The 19,299-nt window shown below is 67.0% G+C and carries 30 protein-coding genes; 4 read left to right on the forward strand and 26 right to left on the reverse strand.

Annotation, left to right across the window (positions count from 1 at the left end):
- Positions 1-28: 28 nt before the first annotated feature.
- From AC069H_RS25060 to AC069H_RS25155, 20 genes are all read right to left on the reverse strand, one after another.
- Complete coding sequence (locus AC069H_RS25060) at positions 29-214, reverse strand: type Z 30S ribosomal protein S14 (protein WP_005166789.1); 186 nt, start codon at positions 212-214, stop codon at positions 29-31.
- A gap of 4 nt (positions 215-218) precedes the next feature.
- Positions 219-782 carry a 50S ribosomal protein L5 gene (gene rplE / locus AC069H_RS25065; RefSeq protein WP_007031042.1) on the reverse strand — a complete coding sequence of 188 codons (564 nt, stop codon included), beginning with the start codon at positions 780-782 and terminating at the stop codon, positions 219-221.
- A gap of 2 nt (positions 783-784) precedes the next feature.
- Positions 785-1,099 (reverse strand): 50S ribosomal protein L24, encoded by a 315-nt coding sequence (gene rplX / locus AC069H_RS25070; protein ID WP_005166786.1) that lies wholly within the window; start codon positions 1,097-1,099, stop codon positions 785-787.
- A 3-nt stretch (positions 1,100-1,102) separates the two neighbouring features.
- Entirely contained in the window at positions 1,103-1,471 is a 369-nt protein-coding gene (gene rplN / locus AC069H_RS25075; RefSeq protein WP_005166785.1) for a 50S ribosomal protein L14, read from the reverse strand.
- Between the two features lie 92 nt (positions 1,472-1,563).
- Positions 1,564-1,845: a 30S ribosomal protein S17 gene (gene rpsQ, locus AC069H_RS25080; protein WP_007031041.1), complete on the reverse strand. Its 282-nt coding sequence runs from the start codon at positions 1,843-1,845 to the stop codon at positions 1,564-1,566.
- Positions 1,842-2,090: a 50S ribosomal protein L29 gene (rpmC, locus tag AC069H_RS25085; protein ID WP_007031040.1), complete on the reverse strand. Its 249-nt coding sequence runs from the start codon at positions 2,088-2,090 to the stop codon at positions 1,842-1,844. Before rpmC ends, rpsQ begins: the two co-directional genes overlap by 4 nt.
- On the reverse strand, positions 2,090-2,509 hold the full coding sequence (gene rplP, locus AC069H_RS25090; RefSeq protein ID WP_005166782.1) for a 50S ribosomal protein L16: 420 nt from the start codon (positions 2,507-2,509) through the stop codon (positions 2,090-2,092). Before rplP ends, rpmC begins: the two co-directional genes overlap by 1 nt.
- A gap of 3 nt (positions 2,510-2,512) precedes the next feature.
- Positions 2,513-3,364, reverse strand: a complete 852-nt coding sequence (gene rpsC / locus AC069H_RS25095) for a 30S ribosomal protein S3 (RefSeq protein ID WP_340684758.1) — start codon at positions 3,362-3,364, stop codon at positions 2,513-2,515.
- A complete protein-coding gene (gene rplV / locus AC069H_RS25100; RefSeq protein WP_005166780.1) occupies positions 3,364-3,780 on the reverse strand; it encodes a 50S ribosomal protein L22 in 417 nt (138 codons plus the stop codon). Before rplV ends, rpsC begins: the two co-directional genes overlap by 1 nt.
- Positions 3,781-3,809: 29 nt before the next feature.
- Positions 3,810-4,091, reverse strand: coding sequence for a 30S ribosomal protein S19 (rpsS, locus tag AC069H_RS25105; RefSeq protein WP_003102083.1), 282 nt, complete (start codon positions 4,089-4,091; stop codon positions 3,810-3,812).
- 18 nt (positions 4,092-4,109) lie between these two features.
- On the reverse strand, positions 4,110-4,943 hold the full coding sequence (gene rplB, locus AC069H_RS25110) for a 50S ribosomal protein L2 (protein WP_005166779.1): 834 nt from the start codon (positions 4,941-4,943) through the stop codon (positions 4,110-4,112).
- A gap of 16 nt (positions 4,944-4,959) precedes the next feature.
- A complete protein-coding gene (gene rplW, locus AC069H_RS25115; RefSeq protein ID WP_005166778.1) occupies positions 4,960-5,271 on the reverse strand; it encodes a 50S ribosomal protein L23 in 312 nt (103 codons plus the stop codon).
- A complete protein-coding gene (rplD, locus tag AC069H_RS25120; RefSeq protein ID WP_192747829.1) occupies positions 5,268-5,954 on the reverse strand; it encodes a 50S ribosomal protein L4 in 687 nt (228 codons plus the stop codon). Before rplD ends, rplW begins: the two co-directional genes overlap by 4 nt.
- A 2-nt stretch (positions 5,955-5,956) precedes the next feature.
- Positions 5,957-6,607, reverse strand: a complete 651-nt coding sequence (gene rplC / locus AC069H_RS25125; protein WP_478233989.1) for a 50S ribosomal protein L3 — start codon at positions 6,605-6,607, stop codon at positions 5,957-5,959.
- Positions 6,608-6,641: 34 nt separating this feature from the next.
- Complete coding sequence (rpsJ, locus tag AC069H_RS25130; protein ID WP_003102098.1) at positions 6,642-6,947, reverse strand: 30S ribosomal protein S10; 306 nt, start codon at positions 6,945-6,947, stop codon at positions 6,642-6,644.
- A 409-nt stretch (positions 6,948-7,356) separates the two neighbouring features.
- Positions 7,357-8,550: an elongation factor Tu gene (gene tuf / locus AC069H_RS25135; protein WP_007031035.1), complete on the reverse strand. Its 1,194-nt coding sequence runs from the start codon at positions 8,548-8,550 to the stop codon at positions 7,357-7,359.
- 124 nt (positions 8,551-8,674) lie between these two features.
- Positions 8,675-10,774 carry an elongation factor G gene (gene fusA / locus AC069H_RS25140; RefSeq protein WP_034304237.1) on the reverse strand — a complete coding sequence of 700 codons (2,100 nt, stop codon included), beginning with the start codon at positions 10,772-10,774 and terminating at the stop codon, positions 8,675-8,677.
- 63 nt (positions 10,775-10,837) lie between these two features.
- Complete coding sequence (gene rpsG, locus AC069H_RS25145; protein ID WP_007031033.1) at positions 10,838-11,308, reverse strand: 30S ribosomal protein S7; 471 nt, start codon at positions 11,306-11,308, stop codon at positions 10,838-10,840.
- Entirely contained in the window at positions 11,308-11,682 is a 375-nt protein-coding gene (gene rpsL, locus AC069H_RS25150; RefSeq protein WP_003102113.1) for a 30S ribosomal protein S12, read from the reverse strand. The genes rpsG and rpsL overlap by 1 nt, the downstream gene beginning before the upstream one ends.
- A gap of 376 nt (positions 11,683-12,058) precedes the next feature.
- The gene (locus AC069H_RS25155) at positions 12,059-12,205 is read right to left on the reverse strand and encodes a hypothetical protein (RefSeq protein WP_091597937.1); all 147 of its coding nucleotides are present in this window, start codon (positions 12,203-12,205) and stop codon (positions 12,059-12,061) included.
- Positions 12,206-12,375: 170 nt separating this feature from the next.
- Between AC069H_RS25155 and AC069H_RS25160 the strand changes: the two genes are divergently transcribed.
- Genes AC069H_RS25160 through AC069H_RS25175 form a run of 4 tightly spaced genes read left to right on the forward strand, consistent with a single transcriptional unit; the run spans position 12,376 to position 15,906 of the window.
- Positions 12,376-12,954, forward strand: coding sequence for a YbaB/EbfC family nucleoid-associated protein (locus AC069H_RS25160; RefSeq protein ID WP_478224967.1), 579 nt, complete (start codon positions 12,376-12,378; stop codon positions 12,952-12,954).
- Positions 12,951-13,283: a hypothetical protein gene (locus tag AC069H_RS25165; RefSeq protein ID WP_340684760.1), complete on the forward strand. Its 333-nt coding sequence runs from the start codon at positions 12,951-12,953 to the stop codon at positions 13,281-13,283. Before AC069H_RS25160 ends, AC069H_RS25165 begins: the two co-directional genes overlap by 4 nt.
- Before the next feature lie 13 nt (positions 13,284-13,296).
- Positions 13,297-14,460 carry a hypothetical protein gene (locus AC069H_RS25170; protein ID WP_478224966.1) on the forward strand — a complete coding sequence of 388 codons (1,164 nt, stop codon included), beginning with the start codon at positions 13,297-13,299 and terminating at the stop codon, positions 14,458-14,460.
- A gap of 9 nt (positions 14,461-14,469) precedes the next feature.
- The gene (locus AC069H_RS25175) at positions 14,470-15,906 is read left to right on the forward strand and encodes a hypothetical protein (protein ID WP_478233990.1); all 1,437 of its coding nucleotides are present in this window, start codon (positions 14,470-14,472) and stop codon (positions 15,904-15,906) included.
- 4 nt (positions 15,907-15,910) lie between these two features.
- On the opposite strand, the gene AC069H_RS25180 is transcribed toward AC069H_RS25175, so the two are convergent.
- From AC069H_RS25180 to AC069H_RS25205, 6 genes are read right to left on the reverse strand one after another with little or no spacing between them, the layout of a single operon-like run.
- Positions 15,911-16,411 (reverse strand): GNAT family N-acetyltransferase, encoded by a 501-nt coding sequence (locus tag AC069H_RS25180; RefSeq protein ID WP_478233991.1) that lies wholly within the window; start codon positions 16,409-16,411, stop codon positions 15,911-15,913.
- A 53-nt stretch (positions 16,412-16,464) separates the two neighbouring features.
- Positions 16,465-16,968, reverse strand: coding sequence for a hypothetical protein (locus AC069H_RS25185; RefSeq protein WP_478233992.1), 504 nt, complete (start codon positions 16,966-16,968; stop codon positions 16,465-16,467).
- Positions 16,969-17,023: 55 nt separating this feature from the next.
- Positions 17,024-17,257, reverse strand: a complete 234-nt coding sequence (locus tag AC069H_RS25190) for a hypothetical protein (protein ID WP_396556856.1) — start codon at positions 17,255-17,257, stop codon at positions 17,024-17,026.
- 26 nt (positions 17,258-17,283) lie between these two features.
- Complete coding sequence (locus tag AC069H_RS25195; protein ID WP_478233993.1) at positions 17,284-17,517, reverse strand: hypothetical protein; 234 nt, start codon at positions 17,515-17,517, stop codon at positions 17,284-17,286.
- A 46-nt stretch (positions 17,518-17,563) separates the two neighbouring features.
- The gene (locus AC069H_RS25200) at positions 17,564-18,592 is read right to left on the reverse strand and encodes a hypothetical protein (protein ID WP_478233994.1); all 1,029 of its coding nucleotides are present in this window, start codon (positions 18,590-18,592) and stop codon (positions 17,564-17,566) included.
- Positions 18,531-19,256, reverse strand: coding sequence for a hypothetical protein (locus AC069H_RS25205; protein ID WP_478233995.1), 726 nt, complete (start codon positions 19,254-19,256; stop codon positions 18,531-18,533). The genes AC069H_RS25200 and AC069H_RS25205 overlap by 62 nt, the downstream gene beginning before the upstream one ends.
- Positions 19,257-19,299: the final 43 nt, after the last annotated feature.

Raw genomic sequence — 19,299 nt, forward strand, 5'->3', positions numbered from 1 at the left:
TGGCGAAGTGGGAGTTAAAAAAAGACTCTTACCAGCTGGACTTGCGGACGCCGGGCAGCTCGCCCGCGTGTGCCATCTCGCGAAGGCAGATCCGGCAGAGCCCGAACTTGCGGAACACCGAGTGCGGGCGACCGCACCGCTGGCAACGCGTGTAACCGCGAACCTTGAACTTCGGCGTCTTCGCGGCCTTGTGGACCAGTGCTTTCTTGGCCATCGACTCAGTTCTCCTTGAACGGGAAGCCGAGCTTGCGAAGCAGCGCGCGGCCCTCGTCGTCGGTGTTGGCGGTGGTGACGACAGTGACGTCCATACCGCGCGGGCGGTCGATGGCGTCCGGGTCGATCTCGTGGAACATGGACTGCTCGTTGAGACCGAACGTGTAGTTGCCGTTGCCGTCGAACTGCTTCGGCGAAAGCCCGCGGAAGTCACGGATACGCGGCAGCGCGATGGTCAGCAGCCGGTCGAGGAACTCCCACATCCGGTCGCCGCGCAGCGTGACGCGCGCACCGATCGGCTGGCCCTCACGCAGCTTGAACTGCGCGATGGACTTACGAGCCTTGCGAACCTCGGGCTTCTGCCCGGTGATCGCGGCCAGGTCGCGGATGGCGCCTTCGATCAGCTTGCTGTCACGGGCGGCGTCACCGACACCCATGTTCACGACGACCTTGACGACGCCCGGGATCTGGTGGACGTTCTCGAAGGAGAACTCCTGCTGGAGCTGCCCCTTGATCTCCTCGCGGTACCGCACCTTGAGGCGCGGGGCGATCTTCTCTGCGGTGGTCATGATCAGATGTCCTTACCGTTCCGGCGCGAGACCCGGACCTTCTTGCCGTCCTCGCCGATGCGGTAGCCCACCCGGGTCGGCTTGCCGTCGGAGTCGACGACCATCACGTTCGAGACGTGGATGGGCGCTTCCTGCGTGACGATGCCGCCGGACTGCGCGCCGCGCTGGGTCTGGGAGATCCGCGTGTGCTTCTTGATCCGGTTCACGCCCTCGACCAGCACGCGCTCGCGCTCGGGGTAGGCCTGGATGACCTTGCCCTTGGCACCCTTGTCCTTGCCGGCGATGACGACGACCGTGTCGCCCTTCTTCACCTTCATGCTCTACAACACCTCCGGCGCGAGCGAAATGATCTTCATGAACTTTCGGTCGCGCAGCTCGCGGCCGACCGGCCCGAAGATGCGGGTGCCGCGGGGCTCATTGTCGTTCTTGATGAGCACAGCAGCGTTCTCGTCGAAGCGGATGTAAGAACCGTCCGGACGACGGCGCTCCTTGCGCGTGCGAACGATGACCGCCTTGACGACGTCACCCTTCTTCACGCCGGCGGCCGGCATGGCGTCCTTCACGGTGGCGACGATGATGTCGCCGATGCCCGCGTAGCGCCGCCCCGAGCCACCGAGAACGCGGATGCAAAGGATTTCCTTCGCGCCCGTGTTGTCGGCAACCCGAAGCCGCGACTCCTGCTGGATCACGTCTACTCCTGTATGTCGCGCTGGTTCTCGCGTTCATCTTTCGATGTTTCAGCCGCGAGCCTTGCGGAACTAAGGGACTCAGAGAGCCCTACTTACTTGGCCTTCTCCACGATCTGCACCAGACGCCAGCGCTTGGTCGCCGACAGCGGGCGGGTCTCCATCAGGGTGACCCGGTCGCCCACGCCCGCCTCGTTGTTCTCGTCGTGCACCTTGACCTTGCTGGTGCTGCGGAGAACCTTGGCGTAACGACGGTGCTTCTTGCGGTCTTCGAGCTCGACCACGATCGTCTTGTTCATCTTGTCCGAGACGACGTAACCCTCACGGACCTTGCGGTCGTTGCGGGGGGCCGCCTCAGCGTTGGGCTGCTCGCTCATGCGGCACCTTCACTCTCGGCGTCAGGGGAAACGGACAGGCCGAGTTCACGCTCGCGCATGACCGTGTAGATCCGCGCGATGTCCGTACGGACGGTGCGCAGACGGCGGTTGTTGTCGAGCTGTCCGGTCGCCATCTGGAAGCGGAGGTTGAAGAGCTCCTCCTTGTATTCCTTCAGACGCAGAACGAGCTCTTCCGCGGTGAGCTCACGCAGCTCCGATGCCTGGGCGGCACCTGCCTTCGCCATCAGAACTCACCACCTTCACGGGTCACGATGCGGCACTTCATGGGCAGCTTGTGGATCGCGCGACGGAGCGCCTCGCGGGCGGTCTCCTCGTTCGGGAACGAGATCTCGAACATCACGCGGCCCGGCTTCACGTTGGCGATCCACCACTCGGGCGAACCCTTACCGGAACCCATGCGGGTTTCCGCCGGCTTCTTGGTCAGCGGGCGGTCCGGGTAGATGGTCGTCCACACCTTGCCGCCACGCTTGATGTGACGCGTCATGGCGATACGAGCGGACTCGATCTGCCGGTTGGTCACGTAGCTGTGCTCAAGCGCCTGGATGCCGTACTCGCCGAAGTTCACCTTCGTACCGCCCTTGGCGGCACCGTGGCGCTTCGGGGAGTGCTGCTTCCGGTGCTTGACCCTGCGCGGGATGAGCACGTGTCAGCCCTCCGTCTTTTCTGCAGTCTCAGCAGCCGGGGCCTCGGTGGCCGCGGGGGCGGCGTCGTCGCTCTTGGCGGCGGCGGCAGCCCGACCGGCTTCGGTCGAGGTCGGCGTCGTGCCCGACGAGCCGGAACGGCGCGGTCGGGACGGACGGTCACCACGGTCACGGCGCGGGGCACGCTCGGCGGCCGCGGCGGCGTCACGCGCCTCCTTGGCCTTGAGGCCACCCACGAGCTCGCCCTTGTAGATCCACACCTTCACGCCGATGCGACCGAACGTCGTCTTGGCCTCGAAGAAGCCGTAGTCGATGTCGGCACGCAGCGTGTGCAGCGGGACGCGGCCATCGCGGTAGTGCTCGGAGCGGGACATCTCGGCACCGCCGAGACGACCGCCGCACTGCACGCGGATGCCCTTGACCTGCGGCGAACGCATGGAGGTCTGGATCGCCTTGCGCATCGCGCGGCGGAACGCCACACGGTTGCTCAGCTGCTCCGCGACACCCTGAGCGACGAGCTGGGCGTCGGCCTCGGGGTTCTTGACCTCGAGGATGTTCAGCTGGACCTGCTTGGCGGTCAGCTTCTCCAGCGCGCCGCGGATGCGGTCGGCCTCCGCGCCGCGACGGCCGATGACGATGCCCGGCCGGGCGGTGTGGATGTCGACGCGGACCCGGTCACGGGTGCGCTCGATCTCGACCTTGGAGATCCCGGCGCGCTCCATGCCCGTGGACAGCAGCTTCCGGATCTTGACGTCCTCGGCCACGTACTCCGCGTACTGCTTGTCGGCGTACCAACGCGACTTCCAGTCCGTGGTGATACCCAGGCGGAAGCCGTGCGGGTTGATCTTCTGGCCCACTACCGGCCACCTGCCTTCTTCTTGCCCTGTGCCTTCTTGGCCTCGGCCTTCGGACGCGACTCCACCTCGACGGTGATGTGGCTGGTCCGCTTGCGGATCCGGTACGCGCGGCCCTGGGCCCGCGGACGGATGCGCTTGAGGGTCGGGCCCTCGTCGGCGTAGGCGTTCTTGACCCAGAGGGTGTCCGGGTCGAGATCGAGGTTGTTTTCGGCGTTGGCCACGGCGCTGGCGAGCACCTTCGCGACCGGCTCGCTTGCCGCCTGCGGGGCGAACTGGAGCACGGCCAAGGCGTCGGCGGCGCTACGTCCCTTGATCAGCTCGATCACCCGGCGCACCTTGGTAGGCGAGTCCCGGACGAAGCGAGCCCGCGCGTAAGCCGTCGGCAGAGCCTCGGCCACGTCGTTCTGGGCGTTCATCGCTAGCTTCCTTGTTCTCTCGTGCCCGCTCAGCGGCGGCGCGACTTGCGGTCGTCCTTGATGTGGCCCTTGAAGGTCCGAGTCGGCGCGAATTCGCCCAACTTGTGACCCACCATCGCCTCGGTGACGAACACCGGGACGTGCTTGCGGCCGTCGTGCACAGCGATCGTGTGACCCAGGAAATCCGGGATGATCGTGGAGCGACGCGACCACGTCTTGATCACGGTCTTCTTGCCCGACTCGTTGAGAGCGTCCACCTTCTTGAGCAGGTGGTCGTCCACGAAGGGGCCCTTTTTGAGGCTACGTGGCATGTTCTTCTACCTCCCTGCTCAGCGCTTCTTGCCGGTACGCCGGCGGCGGACGATCATGGCGTCGGAGGCCTTGCGGCGGCGGGTGCGGCCTTCGGGCTTTCCGTTCGGGTTCACCGGGTGGCGGCCACCGGAGGTCTTACCCTCACCACCACCGTGCGGGTGGTCGACCGGGTTCATGACGACACCACGGACGGTGGGGCGCTTGCCGCGCCAGCGGTTACGGCCCGCCTTGCCCCAGTTGATGTTGGAGTGCTCGGAGTTGCCGACCTCGCCGATGGTGGCGCGGTTGCGCACGTCGACGTTGCGGATCTCGCCCGACGGGAGACGAAGCTGGGCGTACGGCCCGTCCTTCGCCACCAGCTGCACCTTGGCACCGGCGGACCGCGCCATCTTCGCGCCGCCACCGGGGCGGAGCTCGATCGCGTGGATCACGGTGCCGACCGGGATGTTGCGCAGCGGCAGGTTGTTACCCGGCTTGATGTCGGCACGGGGGCCGTTCTCGACCGTGTCACCCTGCTTGAGCTTCTCCGGGGCGATGATGTAGCGCTTCTCGCCGTCGGCGTAGTGCAGCAGCGCGATACGAGCGGACCGGTTGGGGTCGTACTCGATGTGCGCGACCTTGGCGGGAACGCCGTCCTTGTCGTTCCGGCGGAAGTCGATCAGCCGGTACGCACGCTTGTGGCCACCACCCTTGTGCCGGGTGGTGATCTTGCCGCTGGAGTTACGGCCGCCGGACTTGCTCAGCGGACGCAGCAGCGACTTCTCCGGGGTGGACCGAGTGATCTCGGCGAAGTCGGAGACGCTGGAACCGCGACGACCCGGGGTCGTCGGCTTGTACTTGCGGATGCCCATGTGTCAGCTCAGTCCTTTACGCGGTGGGTCCGCCGAAGATCTCGATCGGCTTGCTCTCAGCCGAAAGAGTCACGATGGCGCGCTTGGTGTCCTTGCGCTTGCCGAAGCCGGCGCGAGTCCGCTTACGCTTGCCCTGGCGGTTGGCCGTGTTGACGCTGACCACCTTGACGCCGAACACCTTCTCGACCGCGATCTTGATCTGGGTCTTGTTGGCGTCCGGGCGGACGATGAACGTGTACTTGTGGTCCTCGAGCAGCCCGTAGGACTTCTCGGAGATCACCGGCGCGAGCAAGATGTCGCGGGGATCGGGGATGGCGATCGCACTCACTGCTCGTCACTCCCTTCAACCTCGCTCGACCGAGCCGAAGCCTTCGCGCCCTTGCCCCGGACGGGGCCGGCGACGAACACGTCGTAAGCGGCCTTGGTGAACACCACGTCGTCGTTGACCAACACGTCGTAGGTGTTGAGCTGGTCGGGCGTGATGATGTGGACCTCGGCCAGGTTGCGCACGGAGTTCCAGCCCAGCTCGTCGTCGCGGTGCAGCACCACGAGAACGCGCTTGGCCTGGGTCACCGCGGCGATGGCGGCCTTGGCGGACTTGGTGGACGGCTTCTCGCCGGTCACCAGTTCGGTGATGACGTGCAACTGTCCGGCACGGGCCCGGTCGGAGAGGGCGCCACGCAGAGCGGCGGCCTTCATCTTCTTCGGGGTCCGCTGGGTGTAGTCGCGCGGCGTGGGGCCGTGGACGACACCACCGCCGACGAACTGCGGCGCACGGGTCGAACCCTGGCGGGCGCGGCCGGTGCCCTTCTGGCGGTACGGCTTCTTGCCACCACCGCGGACTTCACCGCGGGTCTTGGTGTCATGCGTGCCCTGGCGGGCGGCGGCCAGCTGGGCCACCACGACCTGGTGCATGAGGGGCACGTTGGCCTGCACGTCGAAGATCTCCGAGGGGAGCTCGACCGTGCCGTCGGCTTTACCGGCCGGGGTCTTCAGCTCGACGCTGGTCATGTTCAGTTACCACCCTTCGCGGCGCTGCGAACGAACAGCAGGCCGCCCTTGGGACCGGGCACGGCGCCCTTGATCAGCAGCAGGCCGTCCTCGGCACGCACCGCGTGCACGGTCAGGTTCTGCGTGGTGACCCGGTCGTTGCCCATCCGGCCCGCCATGCGCAGGCCCTTGAAGACACGGCCCGGGGTGGCGCAGCCACCGATCGAGCCGGGCTTGCGGTGCACGGCCTGGGCACCGTGGCTCGCGCCCTGGCCCTTGAAGCCGTGACGCTTCATGACACCGGCGTAGCCCTTGCCCTTGCTGGTACCGGTCACGTCGACCTCGATACCGGCCTCGAACACCTCGGCGGTGATCTCCTGGCCGACCTCGTAGGTCTCGGCGTCGGTGGTACGCAGCTCCGCAAGGTAACGACGCGGGGTCACGCTCGCCTTGTCGAAGTGGCCGGTGCGCGGCTTGTTCACCCGGCGCGGGTCGACCGCGCCGAAAGCCAGCTGCACGGCCCTGTAGCCGTCGTTCTCCTGGGTCCGAACCTGGGTGACCACGTTCGGCCCGGCCTGGACGACGGTCACCGGGACGACCCGGTTGTTCTCGTCGAAGACCTGGGTCATGCCGAGCTTGGTGCCCAGGATGCCCTTCACTTGCCTGTCAGACATGAGTCTCTTACTCTCCGCCGCTCGCCAGCCGCTGCTACTGGATGTTGACGTCGACGCTCGCCGGCAGGTCGATGCGCATGAGCGCGTCGACCGTCTTCGGCGTCGGGTCGAGGATGTCGATCAGACGCTTGTGCGTGCGCATCTCGAAGTGCTCGCGCGAGTCCTTGTACTTGTGCGGCGAGCGGATGACGCAGTAAACGTTCTTCTCGGTGGGCAGCGGCACCGGCCCGACAACACGGGCGCCGGTGCGCGTGACCGTCTCGACGATCTTGCGCGCCGAGGTGTCGATCGCCTCGTGGTCGTAGGCCTTGAGCCGGATGCGGATCTTCTGTCCCGCCATGGTGGCTGCTCGTTCCTTGTCGTCTCGTGCCGCTTTTGTCTTTTCAAACCTCAGTCTGACTGAGGTTTTCCCAGTTCAACGGCCCTGTCCCCGGTCCACGCGGTCGGGCGTGTCGAGCCCGACGCACAGACGGATCCCGCGGGATCTTCGTCTTGCCTGGTCTTCCTCAACGTGAGGAGGCATCGAGCCGGCGGAAATGCTTGATCGCCGTCTCAAACGCCCTTGCCCGCTAGCCTCACCCGAAGGAAGTGCTCCGCGGACCGTGGCCGCTCATACCAGGGCGGCCGGAACCCGTTTTCCGAAGAAGTACGAGTTCGGCCGCCCCAGGACGAGCAACCTGAATAGTGTCGCACACGTGATTTGACGCCTTGAACCCGGGGGTGTATCAGACCCCCGGGTCGGCGTTAAATCACTTGATGATCTTGGTGACCTGGCCGGCGCCCACGGTCCGTCCACCCTCACGGATGGCGAAACGCAGACCCTCGTCCATGGCGACCGGCTGGATCAGCACAACGCTGATGTCCGTGTTGTCGCCCGGCATGACCATCTCGACACCTTCCTTGAGGGTGACGACGCCGGTCACGTCCGTGGTACGGAAGTAGAACTGCGGGCGGTAGTTGTTGAAGAACGGGGTGTGACGGCCACCCTCGTCCTTCGACAGGATGTAGACCGAGCCCTCGAACTCCGTGTGCGGGGTGGTGGTGCCCGGCTTCACGACGACCTGGCCGCGCTCGACGTCCTCGCGCTTGATACCGCGGACCAGCAGACCGACGTTGTCGCCGGCCTCACCCTGGTCGAGCAGCTTGCGGAACATCTCGACACCGGTGACGGTGGTCTTGGTCGACTTCTCCTTGATGCCGACGATCTCGACCTCTTCGTTCACGTTGACGCGGCCACGCTCGATACGGCCGGTCACGACCGTGCCACGGCCGGTGATCGTGAAGACGTCTTCGATCGGCATCAGGAACGGCTTGTCGAGCTCGCGCACCGGGTCCGGCACGTTCTCGTCGACGGCTTCCATCAGCTCGAGAACGCTCTCGCCCCACTTGGCGTCGCCCTCGAGGGCCTTCAGGCCGGAGACCTTGATGACCGGAGCGTCGTCACCCGGGAAGTCCTGGGAGGACAGCAGCTCGCGGACCTCGAGCTCGACGAGCTCCAGGATCTCCTCGTCGTCGACCATGTCGGCCTTGTTCAGCGCGACCACGATGTAGGGCACGCCGACCTGCTTCGCGAGCAGCACGTGCTCACGGGTCTGCGGCATCGGGCCGTCGGTCGCCGCGACCACGAGGATCGCGCCGTCCATCTGCGCCGCACCGGTGATCATGTTCTTGATGTAGTCCGCGTGACCGGGGGCGTCCACGTGGGCGTAGTGACGCTTCTCGGTCTGGTACTCGACGTGCGAGATGTTGATCGTGATACCGCGCTGCTTCTCTTCCGGCGCGTTGTCGATCTGGTCGAACGCCGAAGCGGTGTTCAGCTCGGGGTACTTGTCGTGCAGAACCTTGGTGATCGCCGCGGTCAGAGTGGTCTTACCGTGGTCGACGTGACCGATGGTCCCGATGTTGACGTGCGGCTTGGTCCGCTCGAATTTCGCCTTCGCCACTGGAATGTCCTCCTGGACTGTTTTGCTTACTCACCGGCCAACGTGGCTGTCGGACGGGGATTCGTTTCTTGACGGATGCTGCGGACGTTCAGGAGTGTTCCTTATGCCCGCGAGCGGACGGGAACTACTCCCCCGTCGCCTTCGCGATGATTTCCTTCGCGACGTTCGCGGGAACCTCGGCGTAGGAGTCGAACACCATGGAGTAGTTGGCACGTCCCTGCGTACGCGAACGCAGGTCGCCGACGTAACCGAACATCTCCGACAGCGGGACCAGTGCCTTGACGACACGGGTACCGGCGCGCTCCTCCATGGCCTGGATCTGGCCACGGCGGGAGTTGAGGTCGCCGATCACATCGCCCATGTAGTCCTCGGGCGTGGTGACCTCGACGGCCATCAGCGGCTCGAGGATGACCGGACCGGCCTTCTTCGCGGCTTCCTTCATCGCCATGGAGCCGGCGATCTTGAAGGCCATTTCCGAAGAGTCGACCTCGTGGTACGCGCCGTCCAACAAGGTGAACTTCAACCCGACGAGCGGGTAGCCGGCCAGTACGCCGTACTGCATGGCGTCCTGTGCGCCCGCGTCGACCGACGGGATGTACTCCCGCGGCACGCGGCCACCGGTGACCTTGTTGTCGAACTCGTAGAGGGCACCGTCGGTGGACTCGAGCGGCTCGAGCTTGACGATGACCTTCGCGAACTGACCGGAACCACCGGTCTGCTTCTTGTGCACGTAGTCGAGCTTCTCGACCGTCTTGCGCACCGTCTCGCGGTAGGCGACCTGCGGCTTACCGATGTTCGCCTCGACCTTGTAGTCGGACTTCATGCGGTTGACCAGCACCTCGAGGTGCAGCTCGCCCATACCTGCGATGATCGTCTGGCCGGTGTCCTCGTCCAGGTTGACCTGGAACGTCGGGTCCTCTTCGGCCAGCTTCTGGATCGCCAGGGACAGCTTCTCCTGGTCGGCCTTGGTCTTCGGCTCGATCGCGACGCGGATGACCGGCGCCGGGAACGTCATCGACTCGAGGACGACCGGGTTCTGCGGGTCGGCGAGGGTGTCACCGGTGGTGGTGTCCTTCAGGCCGATGACCGCGTAGATGTGGCCCGCCTGGGCCTCGTCCACCGGGTTCTCCTTGTTGGAGTGCATCTGGAAGAGCTTCCCGATGCGCTCCTTGCGCTCCTTGGTGGCGTTGATCAGCTGCGCGCCGGAGGCGACCTTGCCCGAGTACACCCGGATGTAGGTCAGCTTGCCGAAGAACGGGTGCGCGGCGATCTTGAACGCCAGAGCGGAGAAGGGCTCCTCGGTCGACGGCTTGCGCGACACGACGGTCTCGCCGTCGGGCAGCGTGCCCTCGACGGCCGGCACGTCCAGCGGCGACGGAAGGTAGTCGATGACCGCGTCGAGCATGGGCTGGACGCCCTTGTTCTTGAACGCGGAACCGGTGAGCACCGGGTACGCCTCGCGGTTCACGGTGAGCTTCCGGATACCGGCCTTGATCTCGGCCTCGGTCAGCTCCTCGCCCTCGAGGAACTTCTCCATCAGGGAGTCGTCGGTCTCGGCGATGGCCTCGACCAGCTTCTCCCGGTACTCGGCCGCCTTGTCGGCGAGCTCGGCCGGGATCTCCTCGACGGCGTAGTCCTCGCCCTTCTGGACCTCGCCGCGCCAGGTCAGCGCCTTCATGCGGACCAGGTCGACGACGCCTTCGAACTCGTTCTCGGCGCCGATCGGCAGCTGGATGACCAGCGGGCGGGCGCCGAGGCGCTCCTCGATGGTGCGGACGGTGAAGTAGAAGTCCGCGCCGAGCTTGTCCATCTTGTTGACGAAGCAGATACGAGGAACCTCGTACTTGTCCGCCTGACGCCAGACCTGCTCGGACTGCGGCTCGACACCCTCCTTGCCGTCGAAGACGGCGACGGCACCATCGAGCACGCGGAGCGAACGCTCCACCTCGACGGTGAAGTCGACGTGGCCCGGGGTGTCGATGATGTTGATCTGGTGATCGGCCCAGAAAGTGGTGGTGGCAGCCGAGGTGATGGTGATACCCCGCTTCTGCTCCTCCTCCATCCAGTCCATGGTGGCGGCGCCATCGTGGACTTCACCGATCTTGTAGTTGACCCCGGTGTAGAACAGGATCCGCTCGGTGGTGGTGGTCTTACCGGCGTCGATGTGGGCCATGATGCCGATGTTGCGGACCTTGTTCAGGTCGGTCAGCACTTCACGTGCCACGAGAGTGTTCCCCTGTCTCAAAATTGGGGCCCGGCAAGGCTTGGATCGGCAGCCGGGCGGTCATCACCAGCGGTAGTGCGCGAAGGCCTTGTTGGACTCGGCCATCTTGTGCGTGTCCTCGCGCCGCTTCACGCTGGCGCCGAGGCCGTTGCTCGCGTCGAGGAGTTCGTTCTGCAGACGCTCGATCATGGTCTTCTCGCGACGGGCCTGCGAGAAGGAGACCAGCCAGCGAAGCGCGAGGGTCGTCGAGCGGCCCGGCTTGACCTCGATCGGCACCTGGTAGGTGGCACCACCGACGCGGCGGCTCTTCACCTCGATGGTGGGCTTCACGTTGTCGAGGGCGCGCTTCAGCGTGACGACCGGGTCGGTGCCGGTCTTCTCGCGAGCACCTTCGAGGGCGCCGTAGACGATGCGCTCGGCCAGGGACCGCTTGCCGTCCTTCAGCACCTTGTTCACCAGCTGGGTGACCAGCGGGGATGCGTAGACGGGGTCAGAGATCAGCGGCCGCTTCGGGGCCGGACCCTTGCGGGGCATTAGCTCTTCTCCTTCTTCGCGCCATACCGGCTGCGCGCCTGCTTACGGTTCTTGACACCCTGGGTGTCGAGCGAACCGCGGATGATCTTGTAACGGACACCCGGCAGGTCCTTCACACGACCACCGCGCACGAGCACCATCGAGTGCTCCTGCAGGTTGTGGCCTTCACCGGGAATGTAGGCGGTGACCTCGATGCCGCTGGTCAGCTTCACACGAGCGACCTTGCGAAGCGCCGAGTTCGGCTTCTTGGGGGTTGTGGTGTACACGCGAGTGCACACGCCACGCCGCTGCGGGCTCCCCTTGAGGGCCGCGGTCTTCTGCTTGGCAGCCTTGTCCTGGCGGCCCTTACGGACCAGCTGCTGGATCGTGGGCAATGGACCAGCTTTCTGTTCGCGATCTTGCTACTACGTGTTGTCTCCGGCCCCCGCGGTCGGGCGTGTCGGCCCGCGTCACGGTCTCGCGACCGGTAACTTCCCGTAGGGATTTTCCGTCGGATCCCGCGTGGGCGAAGCCTTTGGACCGGATGCCTGAGCACCCCGTCCATGCCGCACGGCACACGGGACGGCCCGACGCCTGCCGGGCACGGTCTCCAAAGATACCCGGCCACTTCCGGACCGGCCAAATCGGGGGGTCGATAACTATATCGTGCCGGGCGTCATGCCGCGGCGACCCTGATGGAACGGCGTTTCGGGCCGGTTCTCCATCCCGGCCCCGCCATCGCCCTCACCGGACGCGCTGCGCGCCCGGCCTTCATTCCTCGTCGGGCTTGGCGTGGTCCGCCCGGCCCGGATGCGGGTCCCGGGAGAGATCGATCAACGGATGCACGGGTGCCCCCTCCGGCGCCGCGTGACTCCCCCGCCTGGGTTCTTCGCTGCTTTCCTTCTGCTCGGCGTCCACGACGCCTCCCCTCGTCCGTACTGATACCGCCCTGCTCGGCGGACCACGCTACCTATTCCCCTATCGGGTGAGCCGGATGGATCCGGAAAGCACGCCATCGCGTCAGACCCGTGAATAGGTCACGATGGCCGCGGTGATAGCGGTCACACGCACTTGCACGGGGAGGCTCCATGTCGGCCGAGTTCGAACAGCTGGTCGCCGAGTTCGAGAAATTCCAATCCAAGATCAAACAGGCCGAGACGCAGTTCGCGAAGGTCGGCGAGATGCAGGGCGAACTGGCGGAACTGGAGTCGGTGGCGACGTCGCCGGACCGCTCGGTCACCGTCGTCGCGGGGCCCGGCGGGTCCGTGAAGGACATTCGTCTCAGCCCGGAAGCCCTTCGGCAGCAGCCACAACAGCTCGCCGCCGCCATTCTGTCCACTTTGCACACCGCGGTGGCCGACGCGGCACGGAAGCAGGCGGGGATCGTCGACGCGCAGTTCGGCGGAGCCTTCCATCTGAACGTCGAAGAACAGGTCCTCGAAGCCCAAGCGGAAGCGCTGGGAACCACGGCGGACGATCTGCGGTCTCAGATGTCGGAGGAGCCACCACAGAACACCGCGCGCCGCCCTCGGAACGAAGACGACTTCAGCGAGGAGACGGTGCTCCGGCGGTCGGACGAACCGACTCCCGGGCCGGCGCCGTCCGGCGGGAACTCGGCCGGTGACCAGTTCCTCAAGAACCTGTTCGACGAGGAGGATCACCGATGACCGGACCAGGCGGGCACGCGGTCAAGACGCAGGCCTTGACCGACTACGCCAACAAGCTCGGCTATTACAAGGACGAGGCCGGCAAATTCGGCGATCTCGTCGACCAGGCGGACGTCACGGACAAGTCGTGGGGCCTGATCGGGCTCGCGGTGAAGCAGACCTACACCGGCAAACTCGCCGACCTGCGTGAGCTGCTCGAGCTGATGAAGACCGGGGTCGACTCGTTCTCCGGGAAGATGACCCAGGCGGCGTCGATCTACAACGGCTTCGAAAACGACGCGACGATCACCCTGGGGAAGTACGAAGCCAAGATCGACGGACCGAAGTGAGCTGGGGGACGGAATGACCGACGAGAAGGCGAGCATCGCCGCCGGCGTCAAGATCACGGGTGACGACAGCTTCGGCAAGAACGCGCTCGACGCGGCGAAGAAGGTGCCGATCGCGGGCAAGGGCGTCACCACCGTCGCCAACGCCTACGAGAAGTTCAGCACCGCGCAGGGCCCCGGCGACCTGGTGGCCGCCGGGGGGCAGCTGGTACAGGACGGCGCCGGGTTCATCGCGGGGGCCGGCGCGGATCTCGCGAGCTTCGTGCTCGACCCGGTCGGCTGGCTGGTCAGCAACGGCCTCAACATCCTGATCGAGCTGATCCAGCCACTGCAGGACGCGCTGCACTTCGTCACGGGTGACGGCCCGGCGCTCAAGACCGCGGCGGGCAACTTCGGCAACATCGCCAAGGGCTTCGTCACGCTGGCCGACGACTTCGTCAAGACCGGCGACGAGTCCCTGAAGGACTGGGTGGGCGACGCGGGCGACGCCGCCAGGAACGCGCTCGGCGACTTCGCCGTCGGCATCAAGGGCATCGGCAACAGCGCCGGGACGGTGGCCGAGACGCTGCAGATGTGGTCGATGGTGATGACCGTCATCGAAGAGGTCGTCAAATCGATCATCTCCGAGCTGGTCACCTGGGCCATCTACATCTGGCTGCCCGCGCTGGCCGCTTCGGTGGTGAGCCTCGGCTCGTCGGTGGCCGCCGCGATGACCGCGACGATCGCCAAGGCCGCGAGCGCGATGGGCAAGATCACCAAGCACCTCGGCAAACTCGGCAAGCTGCTCGACAAGTTCATGGGCTTCATGCTCAAGTGGACCGACGACCTGGTGAAACAGGGTTCGAAGCTGACGAAGGCCGGCAAGGTCGGGATGACCCCCGGCCAGGAGAAGGCGATCGTCGGCGCGTTCGCGAAGGGCTCCGGGACTCAGCTGGGCACCTTCGGCGACGCCGCGAAGGACGTCCTCAAGGGTGTGCCGAACCAGGCGATCAAGCAGGTGGTCGGGGTCAACCCCAGCGATCTGTCGAAGGGTTCGGCGTACCAGGGCAAGGCGGCCTTCGACGTCGCGAACAAGGTCATCGACAACACGAAGAACGTCACCGCCGGGCAGGAGTACGGCCGGACCGGCGGTCGCCACAGCGAAGAGGAGACGCGCGAGAACCTCGACATGGACCAGTAGGGTCGCCCGATGGACGATCAGCTGGCCGGGCCGTGGCTCATCGCCGGTGGATACACCCTGGCCCTGGCGCTGTTGCTGTTCGGCGGGCGATTCGACGGACGGCGGCCCACCGCGGCCGCCGTCAGCTACGCGCTCTGCGGGATCCTCGTCTCCGAGACGTCGCTGTACTGGCTCTCGACGGGGTCCGGCAGCGCGGTGCCCGGCTGGCTGTGGTTCGCGTTCCCCCTGGTCATCGCGGCTCTGGCGGCCTGGCGGGGGTATCGGCAGAAGACGTGGATCGGCAGGCTCGACGGATCCGGTGAGCCTAGCTTCGGCGTACTCCCCTCGCGGGGGATCGCCGTCACCCACGCGTCGCCCGAGTCGGTGGCGACCGCGGTCGAGTTCGACCACAACGGGCACCGCCTGCTCGGAGTCGAGTACCGGCTCGGCGGCTCGGCGGACTTCCCGGAGCTGGCCAGGACAGCTGACCTGACCGATGGGACGTACGCCCTGATCCAGCTTCGGACGCCGGTCGTGCCGTCGGTCGTCATCACCCCCGCGACGGGTGCTTTCGAGCCGGAGCGGTTCACGCCGCTGGAGGACGCCCGCATCACGCGGAACACCGTCGGGGCGCCGAAGCCGGATGCCCTGCTGCAGCGGTTCGAGACCGGCACGGAGTTCGACCGCCGGTTCACCGTGACGACGTCCGATCCGGAGTTCGCCGAGGCTCTTCTCTCCCCCGGCGTCCGCGCGCTGTTCGAAGGCGATCCATGGTTCCGGGTCCGCGAAGTCGCCTTCCACGGCGGTTCACTGTGGACCTCCGAAGCCGGGACGCTGACCGAAGAGATGATGTTCGCCGACTCGCGCCGTCTGGCCGTCCTGGCGTCCGAAGTGGACTGGGAAGACGCGGACTTTCGTTCGGTGGCGGCCGCGTCCGACACCAGCGACGCCGGCTGGCTCGGCGGACGGCGAGGCCCGCTCGCCGGACTCCGCGGTCCGCTCAACCGGCGCCGGGAAACGGCCGGACGACAGCCGCTGTCGACGCTGTCGCTGGTGGCGCGCACGGTCGTCGCGCTCGCCCTGGTGCTGCCTGGGCTGGCGCTCGCGGTGAACGCGCTGACCGCGCTGACCGGGCTCGCCCCCGAGGCGCGGCTCACCGTGACCGCGACGCTGCGGGCGGAGGCGAGCACTTCGAGCTGCACCAGCTGCGGCAACGGCAACCTGGTGGACGGCACCTACGAACTCGACGGCGAGACGCACGAGGTGAAGGACCTGCGGTGGATGTCCTTCGGAACGTTCCCGGAGCGGGGTGACGTCGTCGACATCGCCGTGACGCCGCTGTGGTGGCATCCGCTGATCGAGGGCAAGGACACCGGCGTCTTCCTGCTGCTGATCGGGCTGGCGCCCGTCCTCGCCGGTGCCCTCCTCGCCAAGGCGACCTTCGCCCCGCGCCCGCGTCGCGTTTAGCGGGCTAAACGCGATCCGGCACCGCCGGGGCCAGGGACTTCGCGAAGTAGTGGTGCGCGTAGGGGTCGTCGTTGAAAGGCTCGACCGTCTCGTAGCCGAGGCGTGCGTACAGAGCCCTCGCCTCGACGAGGTCGTCTCGGGTGTCGAGGCGGATCAGCGTGGCCCCGAGGCCGCGGGCGACGTCCTCGGCGGCGGCCACGAGCAGCGCCGCGCCGCCCTTGCCGCGCTCGGACCTCCGCAGGAAGACGCGTTTGAGTTCGGTGGTGTCGGGCGCGACGACCCGGAGACCGGCACAGCCGGCCAGCACCCCGTCCCGTCGCGCGAGGAGGAAGGCACCCGTCGGCGGGACCATGTCGCGGCTGTGGTTCTCCTCGAGCAAGACGTCGAGCTCCTCTTCGGTGACCTGGCGCTCGTAGTAGCGCGACGCGATCTCGTCCAAGTACTCGCGCAGCAGCTGGGCGGCGTCCGGGTGATCGACGGGGGTGACTTCGAAGCTCCAGGTCATGGCTACATTCTGCCCATCGTGGCCACCGGTTTTCGCTGCGCGCCGGATCGCGATTAGGGGGCTAAACGCAGGTCAGGCGGGGCGAGGCGGCCGGCGCAGGTGGCGACCTCTCCGGGGGCCGACTTCTCCGAGGTGACGACGGTGCCGCCCACGGCCACCCGGCATTCGACGGCGCCCTCGCCCTGCCCCATCAGCTGGACGGTCGGCGGCGTGCCGGTGTTCTTCCACGTGAGCTCCTTGCGCCACGGCGGCGACACCTGCAGCTCCTGGTGCACGAGCCCCAGCCCGTTCGAGTCGTGGACCACGGTCGCGGTCCCCGTCCCGGCCAGCTCGTACGCGACCCGCCAGTCGTTCGACACCGGCTGCGCCTGACTGGGCGTCCGCGTGATCGTGCGATCCGGCCCCCGCGACGGTTCGGCCTCGGTCGGCTCGCCGACCACGGCCACGGTCTCGGCCTGCGGTTCCTCACCGCCGTTGAGCAGCACCACACACGTCGCGAGCGCGGCCACCACGATCCCCGCGATGGCGATGCGCCCGATCAGGTGTCTGTCGGTCATCGGTCTCCTCACCGAAAGCGGCGGCGCGGCCCCGGGAGCCGCGCCGCCGCGGAAGTCAGGACGGCAGTAGCCGGCCGGGGACGCCGTTGAGGGACTGGACGAGGCCCAGCACCGGGACGCCGAGCGGCGCGAACGTCCAGATGTTGTGGAGGTCACTCGTGTCGGGTTCGTCGACGACCACGACATCGTTCGGGGCGTCCTGCGCGGCGAGCGCGGGAGCCGCCGAGCCGAGCACGACGAGACCGGCGAGCGCGGCGCCGGTGACCGCGCGGACGAAGGTCTTCTTCATGAGATTCTCCTTTGCTGGTAACGGTTTTACGAAATCGGCGTGATGATCCCGTAGATCGGGGCGAGGAGGTCGGTGGGCACGGGGACGGCCGGTCCGAGCAGTCCGCCGAGGTCGAGGCCGGGGATCAGCCAGACCGCGGGGTCGCCGCCGCCGGTGGGCAGACCCGGCAGCGGGTCGGCCGAGGCGACCCCGCCGGCGAGTCCGGGCAGCGCGCCCGCGACGGCGAGCGGCAGCAGCACACGGGCCGCGATTCGCTTCATCTCTTCTCCCTTTTTCCTTACCGCTGCTGGAATCGAGCGGAATCCTTCACCGCAGTACCGAGCTGACCGGCACGATCGTTCCGTCAGGGATCCATTGCCCCGCGTAGTTCCGGTCGGCGATCATCCCGACGGCGTGCGGTTCGCCCGGGTACATCGGCATCGCGTTGACCTGGGCCGCCGCGAAGATCTGGACGTCGCCGTTGATCGACCTCCACTGGTCGCCCAGCCAGCTCCGGAAACCGCCGAGCGTGGGACTTTCGCCGCCGAAGGCGTTGCCCGTCGCGACGGCGAAACTCACGGCGACCTGCTCGCGCGGGTCGAACCTCAGCGGCACCGAAGAACTCGCGACGGCGTTGACGATCGGCCCGTTCAGCAGCCAGGGCGCCAGGTACAGGCCGTATTGATGGGTCGGCTTGAGCCGCTGGGACTCGGCCGCGCGGGTCATCGCCGTGTAGCCGCCCGCCCAGCCGGACACGACGACCAGCGCGGTGTTCGGACCCGCTTCGGTCTGCACCGGAAGACCGGAACGCGCGGCGGTCTCGCGGACCAGCTTCGCGGCGGCCACACTGCGCGGCAAGGTGTCCTCGACAAGAGTGAGCGCGGAAGGCTTGCGCCCGGCGAGGAATTCGACGAGTTTGACGAGAGAACCGCTGCCCTCACCCGAAAGCGCGTCCGCCGGGCATGAGGCGAGGACGTCACGGCGGTCGGCGATCAGACCGCCCAGCGCCGCCGAAGCACACTCGGGCGCGTCCACGTCCTCGATGACGAAGCCTGGCTCCTCCCCCGCGTCGACCTCGATCTTCGTCTTCTCCTCACCGCGGCTGATGACCAGGTCGCTGCGCCCCTTCGGCAGGTCGACCTCGGCCCAGGTGCCCTCGGCGCCGGGCCGCACGATGGCCTTGCCGATCAGGCCGCCTTCGATTCCGGCGGACAGGTCTCCTCCCGCGCTCGCGGGGAAATGGACGAGGTTCTTGCCGGGCCGCTGCGGGCTCACCAGCACGGGGAAGCGCTGTTCACCAAGCGCGGCGTCGGCGAGCACCGGCAGCCACGGCGACCGCGCCGAACCGATAAGCACGCGTGGATTCGGTACCAGTGAAGAAGAATCCCGCGACCACCGTGGCGATGACCGGCAGCAAGGCGATCACCAGCACCGTGACACCGAAGAGCGTGCCGTAGATTCTGCGGTCGAATCCCAAGCCGGAGGAGAACAGCTGGACAGCGCCCGCGACGACGAGAAGTCCGCCCAGTGTCAGGGAAAGCGGGCCGAGCCGGAAGTTCGTCTGGCGCCATTGCTCCGCGGGCACCCAGACGGAAAGAACGGTGACGCCGAACCACAAGGCCGCGGCCGCGACGTAGACGGTGTCTATGGCGAATTCGACGCCTGTCCGCCCGAGCGAGGTTTCGAGCACCACCAATGCGGCGAGCACGAGGGCCGCCCAGCGGCCCGCCGGCGGACGGCGGATCAGGACGGGAATGGCCAGCGCGAGCACGAGATGCACGATCAGCGCGATGACGTTGACGTCGGTCGCGAAGGCGGAAACCGCGGCGAGCGCGGCGGAAAGCCCGCCGAGTACGGCGATGGCGAGCCGAAGCCGTCGGGGCAGCTCACCCGCCAGCGGGCGCAGGATCCCCGTGCCGGCAAGGAAAGCGGTCGCCAGCAGAAGTCCGAGCCGGAGCAGGACGAGGGCGATGCCGACTCCGGCCGAACCCGAACTCGCCGGGATGGCGTGGTGATCCATGGGACCTTCTCCGAACAGATCGGCGGAGCCGTGGGTGGCGGGG

Source organism: Amycolatopsis sp. NPDC043887 (assembly GCF_056435665.1).

Excerpts from the sequence above, each read along its gene's own strand:
- AC069H_RS25060 (WP_005166789.1), bottom strand. The coding sequence starts at position 214 with ATGGCCAAGAAAGCACTGGTCCACAAGGCCGCGAAGACGCCGAAGTTC.
- rplE (WP_007031042.1), bottom strand. The coding sequence starts at position 782 with ATGACCACCGCAGAGAAGATCGCCCCGCGCCTCAAGGTGCGGTACCGC.
- rplX (WP_005166786.1), bottom strand. The coding sequence starts at position 1,099 with ATGAAGGTGAAGAAGGGCGACACGGTCGTCGTCATCGCCGGCAAGGAC.
- rpsQ (WP_007031041.1), bottom strand. The coding sequence starts at position 1,845 with ATGAGCGAGCAGCCCAACGCTGAGGCGGCCCCCCGCAACGACCGCAAG.
- rpmC (WP_007031040.1), bottom strand. The coding sequence starts at position 2,090 with ATGGCGAAGGCAGGTGCCGCCCAGGCATCGGAGCTGCGTGAGCTCACC.
- rplV (WP_005166780.1), bottom strand. The coding sequence starts at position 3,780 with ATGAACGCCCAGAACGACGTGGCCGAGGCTCTGCCGACGGCTTACGCG.
- rpsS (WP_003102083.1), bottom strand. The coding sequence starts at position 4,091 with ATGCCACGTAGCCTCAAAAAGGGCCCCTTCGTGGACGACCACCTGCTC.
- rplB (WP_005166779.1), bottom strand. The coding sequence starts at position 4,943 with ATGGGCATCCGCAAGTACAAGCCGACGACCCCGGGTCGTCGCGGTTCC.
- rplD (WP_192747829.1), bottom strand. The coding sequence starts at position 5,954 with ATGACCAGCGTCGAGCTGAAGACCCCGGCCGGTAAAGCCGACGGCACG.
- rplC (WP_478233989.1), bottom strand. The coding sequence starts at position 6,607 with ATGTCTGACAGGCAAGTGAAGGGCATCCTGGGCACCAAGCTCGGCATG.
- rpsJ (WP_003102098.1), bottom strand. The coding sequence starts at position 6,947 with ATGGCGGGACAGAAGATCCGCATCCGGCTCAAGGCCTACGACCACGAG.
- rpsG (WP_007031033.1), bottom strand. The coding sequence starts at position 11,308 with ATGCCCCGCAAGGGTCCGGCCCCGAAGCGGCCGCTGATCTCTGACCCC.
- AC069H_RS25160 (WP_478224967.1), top strand. The coding sequence starts at position 12,376 with ATGTCGGCCGAGTTCGAACAGCTGGTCGCCGAGTTCGAGAAATTCCAA.
- AC069H_RS25165 (WP_340684760.1), top strand. The coding sequence starts at position 12,951 with ATGACCGGACCAGGCGGGCACGCGGTCAAGACGCAGGCCTTGACCGAC.
- AC069H_RS25170 (WP_478224966.1), top strand. The coding sequence starts at position 13,297 with ATGACCGACGAGAAGGCGAGCATCGCCGCCGGCGTCAAGATCACGGGT.
- AC069H_RS25175 (WP_478233990.1), top strand. The coding sequence starts at position 14,470 with ATGGACGATCAGCTGGCCGGGCCGTGGCTCATCGCCGGTGGATACACC.
- AC069H_RS25180 (WP_478233991.1), bottom strand. The coding sequence starts at position 16,411 with ATGACCTGGAGCTTCGAAGTCACCCCCGTCGATCACCCGGACGCCGCC.
- AC069H_RS25185 (WP_478233992.1), bottom strand. The coding sequence starts at position 16,968 with ATGACCGACAGACACCTGATCGGGCGCATCGCCATCGCGGGGATCGTG.
- AC069H_RS25190 (WP_396556856.1), bottom strand. The coding sequence starts at position 17,257 with ATGAAGAAGACCTTCGTCCGCGCGGTCACCGGCGCCGCGCTCGCCGGT.
- AC069H_RS25195 (WP_478233993.1), bottom strand. The coding sequence starts at position 17,517 with ATGAAGCGAATCGCGGCCCGTGTGCTGCTGCCGCTCGCCGTCGCGGGC.
- AC069H_RS25205 (WP_478233995.1), bottom strand. The coding sequence starts at position 19,256 with ATGGATCACCACGCCATCCCGGCGAGTTCGGGTTCGGCCGGAGTCGGC.